The 4,306-nt window shown below is 37.2% G+C and carries 6 protein-coding genes and 1 pseudogene; all 7 read right to left on the reverse strand.

Annotated elements, in window-relative coordinates:
- Positions 1-304: 304 nt before the first annotated feature.
- The 7 genes and pseudogenes from ACQP6D_RS10950 to ACQP6D_RS10980 all read right to left on the reverse strand — a co-directional run bounded on the left by ACQP6D_RS10950 (position 305) and on the right by ACQP6D_RS10980 (position 4,032).
- Positions 305-583, reverse strand: coding sequence for a hypothetical protein (locus tag ACQP6D_RS10950; protein ID WP_427858225.1), 279 nt, complete (start codon positions 581-583; stop codon positions 305-307).
- Positions 583-1,113: pseudogene (locus ACQP6D_RS10955) on the reverse strand (RHS repeat-associated core domain-containing protein); the annotation flags it as partial. The pseudogene ACQP6D_RS10955 and the gene ACQP6D_RS10950, both read right to left, overlap by 1 nt.
- A 92-nt stretch (positions 1,114-1,205) precedes the next feature.
- Positions 1,206-1,640, reverse strand: coding sequence for a hypothetical protein (locus tag ACQP6D_RS10960; protein WP_427858226.1), 435 nt, complete (start codon positions 1,638-1,640; stop codon positions 1,206-1,208).
- Between the two features lie 79 nt (positions 1,641-1,719).
- Positions 1,720-1,968: a hypothetical protein gene (locus tag ACQP6D_RS10965; protein WP_427858228.1), complete on the reverse strand. Its 249-nt coding sequence runs from the start codon at positions 1,966-1,968 to the stop codon at positions 1,720-1,722.
- Positions 1,969-2,003: 35 nt separating this feature from the next.
- Positions 2,004-2,414, reverse strand: a complete 411-nt coding sequence (locus tag ACQP6D_RS10970; RefSeq protein WP_427858229.1) for an RHS repeat-associated core domain-containing protein — start codon at positions 2,412-2,414, stop codon at positions 2,004-2,006.
- Between the two features lie 120 nt (positions 2,415-2,534).
- Positions 2,535-2,864, reverse strand: coding sequence for a hypothetical protein (locus tag ACQP6D_RS10975; RefSeq protein ID WP_427858230.1), 330 nt, complete (start codon positions 2,862-2,864; stop codon positions 2,535-2,537).
- Positions 2,854-4,032: an RHS repeat-associated core domain-containing protein gene (locus ACQP6D_RS10980; protein WP_427858231.1), complete on the reverse strand. Its 1,179-nt coding sequence runs from the start codon at positions 4,030-4,032 to the stop codon at positions 2,854-2,856. The genes ACQP6D_RS10975 and ACQP6D_RS10980 overlap by 11 nt, the downstream gene beginning before the upstream one ends.
- Between the last annotated feature and the right edge of the window lie 274 nt (positions 4,033-4,306).

Genomic DNA, 4,306 nt, shown 5'->3' on the forward strand with positions numbered 1-4,306 from the left:
GGAAGTGGGTACGGTTGCAGGCTTTGCCCGCCCGGTCTATCTGGTGTTTTTCGATACGTCGGCCTAAGGCATCGTAGTGGTAATACTGGGTACCGCTGGCGGTCTCATTCGAGGTGTTACATATACGTCAAAATTTATGCTATTCACTCAAGAGTAGGTAATTTATTTGGAATTTATTACATTATTTTTTCTTTAAAGTTTCCAAAAAAAATCGTCTGAAAATGATTCATTCAACCACAAACCCAAAACAATATATTAATATAGTCATTTATTTAATCATATTAGAAAATAGATTAAATTATACTTATTCATTTTTAATTAATTTTTTCAATCTTTTGATTTCATTAATTAAATTAGGAATATCTTGTCGAGCGTGCGCAATAAAGTCTTGGTCATATATTGTTCCACCAATAAGTTCAATATCTTCTCCACGGTTATTTTTATTACCTGTCATAATAAAATTAGAGCCACTAGTATGATCCCTACCTTCAATATATGATACCCAAGGTCCACTTGTTGCTTTATCACAACGTTGTTTTATTTGATTCAATTCAAAATCTGATATTTCAGTTTTTTTTTGCATTAACAATTTCCTTTGGATTTGAGTTTTTGTTTAGCTGATGGGTTTTTTTGAGTAGGTGTCATTAAAGCTTCTGCTTGCTCTGCCAATATGCCTGATAAAGTTGCATGATTAGGATTATTTTTAGTTGGCGATGCAATAACATCACCACCTGCCGCTCGAACAGATCCAACTGTTGTAACACCGACTTTATTATGTGGAATTCCTTCTGTTAATTGTGCTAATGACTTATTTTTTGAGCTATTTACCGAAACTCCAGTTAATTTGCCATTATCATCGATTGAAACACCGCTTCCATTTTTAAACGAATCGGCAAGACATGCCCCTCCTCGGCAAACAATAGCTTCATTTGGCAGTTCTGAACTCAACCCCCAAGGATCAATCCAAGTCAAGCCATTAGGCGCATACTGATACAAATTAAACCCACCCAACAATTCAATCGTGTCTGGCTGCGTGAATCTACCTATATCTGGGTTATAGTACCTAAAAGTATTGTAATGTAAGCCCGTTTCTCTGTCTAAATACTGCCCATGATACCTTAGGTTCTTTTATATCTTAGTATGTAAAATCTTTTGTAAAAGCCAAGTCTGCCTTAAAGTTTAAAAATATACTTTTTATTCTCAAACTAATTTTTTATTATCTCTTTGTTCAATTTATCAATAGCATTTTGAATAATTTTAATATAATCTTTTTTGTTTACTTTTATTCTAATTAATTTAGAACTACCCCATTTTTTTACCACCAAATACTCTACTTCATCTATGGAGCAAAAAATACCAAAATCTCCATCAAATGATTCAATAAAAGTGGGTAAGCATGAGTTATTTATGTCTTCGAAAAGAAAATCGAATACTCTATCAATTTCATCATATTTAACTTTAATTAATTTACTATTGGATAATCTCATCATTAAATCATCAAATGATAATTTTAATGACTCAGCTAATACTGTTTGATCAAAATCCCCAATAACATAGTTATTGCATAAAAAACAACAATTACAAAACAAATATTCTTGGTCATTTGAAAGAAAAGTTTTAATTTTAAAAAAAAAGTCCATCAACATCCTTTATTGTGTTTATTTTTGAAAAATCCATCTTTTTTCATTTGATTAAATCTATTTTTAACTTCTTTAGGTACTAAAATACCTCTATTTTGTGATGTATCTCCATTCCAATGAACCCTCCCATTATTGCTATTACCATAACGATGAATAACTTCATTTTTATCAATTGCATACCAATGTTTACCTTCTTTGTCTGGTATTGCATGTTCATATAGTTTTTCTGCATTACTTGGTAAAACTGATGTTTTTGTTCCACCTCCTCTAAAATTACCAGATGAAGGGTCATGATGGCCTGGATTTTCATATTTTGGTTTTGGCCCATGATAGTATCCATCCTCGGCTTTCCACCCCCACGGATCAATCTAAGCCAACCCATTGGCGCATACTGAACAAATTAAATCCACCCAGCAACCCAATCGGGTCCGGCTGCGTGAATCTGCCTATATCCGGGTCATAGTACCTGAAAGTATTGTAATGTAAGCCCGTTTCTCTGTCTAAATACTGTCCCTGATACCTCAGGTTCTGTTGTATCTGGCTGTGTTCGATTTCCTGTATCGGTTTGCCCCACAGCTGATAGCTGCATGCCCATACAATGTGACCGTCTTCATCAGTCAGTTCTTCCGGGGCACCATTGACATCGGTGTGGTAGTACAGCACTTTCTGTTCCGTACCGGTAGTGGTCTCTACTCTGGCTAAAGGTTCATAGCCGCTTTCATCCGTGTAGATATAGACGCTTTTGCTTCTGTCGGTACGGGTTTCCTGAATCATTCTCAGCCCGACCCACAGGAAGTGGGTACGGTTGCAGGCTTTGCCCGCTCGGTCTATCTGGTGTTTTTCGATACGCTGGATGCATTCGCAGAATAATATAGTTTATTTATAAAATTAATTTTATTTGGCAAACATATTAATGTCATTTAAAGTATCTTCTACTTGTCCGACAAAACGTTTATCTTTCGCTTTAAGCTTAAGGCATGGTATAACCTTTTCTCTATCAATTTTTGAATAAATTCTAGCTAAATGCCCTAAACAAGTAATTGCCAGTCTACTTATATTTTCATCAGGCTTGGATATCATCCTCAACATAGTGTTTTGCACCCAATCAAAATCATCTATATTGAATGTTAGATATAATAAAGTTTCTGTTATTTTTTTAACATTTTTAGATTTTAAAATTTTTTCAATATTTTCTTTTGAGTAATCTAGTGAATTAACATCCATTTTTAATATTTCCTTTTTTATCTGCCATTCCTGATTTATTTAAAGCCTTTTGTTGATCAGGATGTAATGAACTCCACTCTCTAACGTGACCATGAAATATTTCATTTCCATTGGATAATACTATTGTCCTATCCAACACTACAAATTCCTTATTTATCACATCAACTCCTACTCGACGAAAAGATGTTACTTTTACTTGTATTGAGTTATCCAGTGCAATTTTTCCATTTGTTGGAGCGCGACTTTTTATTAAATTATCTTTTTTTCCGTGATAAGGAGCGTCTTCATATATTAGTTTTACCAACCCCCACGGATCAATCCAAGTCAACCCATTAGGCGCATACTGATACAAATTAAACCCACCCAGCAACCCAATCGGGTCCGGCTGTGTGAATCTGCCTATATCCGGGTCATAGTACCTGAAAGTATTGTAATGTAAGCCCGTTTCTCTGTCTAAATACTGCCCCTGATACCTAAGGTTCTGTTGTATCTGGCTGTGTTCGATTTCCTGTATCGGCTTGCCCCACAGCTGATAGCTACATGCCCATACAATGTGACCGGCTTCATCAGTGAGTTCTTCCGGGGCACCGTTGACATCGGTGTGGTAGTACAGCACTTTTTGTTCCGTACCGGTGGTGGTCTCCACTCTGGCTAAGGGTTCATAGCCGCTTTCATCAGTGTAGATATAGACGCTTTTGCTTCTGTCAGTACGGGTTTCCTGAATTATTCTTAGTCCGTCCCACAGGAAGTGGGTACGGTTGCAGGCTTTGCCCGCCCGGTCTATCTGGTGCTTTTCGATACGTCGGCCTAAGGCATCGTAGACATAGCCGTAACGTTCGGTACGGTTTAATTTTTCGATACGCACTTCGGTCAGGCGGTGTTCGGCATCGTAGTGGTAATACTGGGTACCGCTGGCGGTCTGTTTGCTGTGGGTACGGCCGTGTGCGTCGTAGGTGTATTGAAGGCCGCGGAAGTTAAGTAACTGGTTGAAGCGGACCAGGTTTTGGTTGTCGGTACTGCTGTCTTCGTTGCGTCTTTTATCCAGCAGGTTGGCAGCGGCATCGTATTGCAGGGTTTCCCAGTAGGCTTGGTTGCGGCAGCTTTCGATGCGGCCGGTGACGTCATAGTGGTAATCGGTCTGTCCTTGCTGGGTATGTTTTTTACTCACCAGCCGGTCGAGCTTGTCGTACTGGTAGCGTCCTTCGCCTGAAGTAGAGGAGGGTTAATAACTATAGTTATATATAAATTCAAACAGATAATAAATATTTTTTAATCGAAAGTCTAAGCAAAATAGCTTAGGCTTCTATATATAGTCTTAATTATTACCAATAATTTGTATATCAATATTAAATATTAAATATCCCAATATATTTAAGTCCGTTATAGTTTTCTTTGTATGGTTTTTTTAGTGTTAATTCACTTGCTTCATACCAAAATAAAGC

The organism is Snodgrassella sp. CS2 (assembly GCF_050310315.1).
Lineage (GTDB): Bacteria > Pseudomonadota > Gammaproteobacteria > Burkholderiales > Neisseriaceae > Snodgrassella > Snodgrassella alvi_E.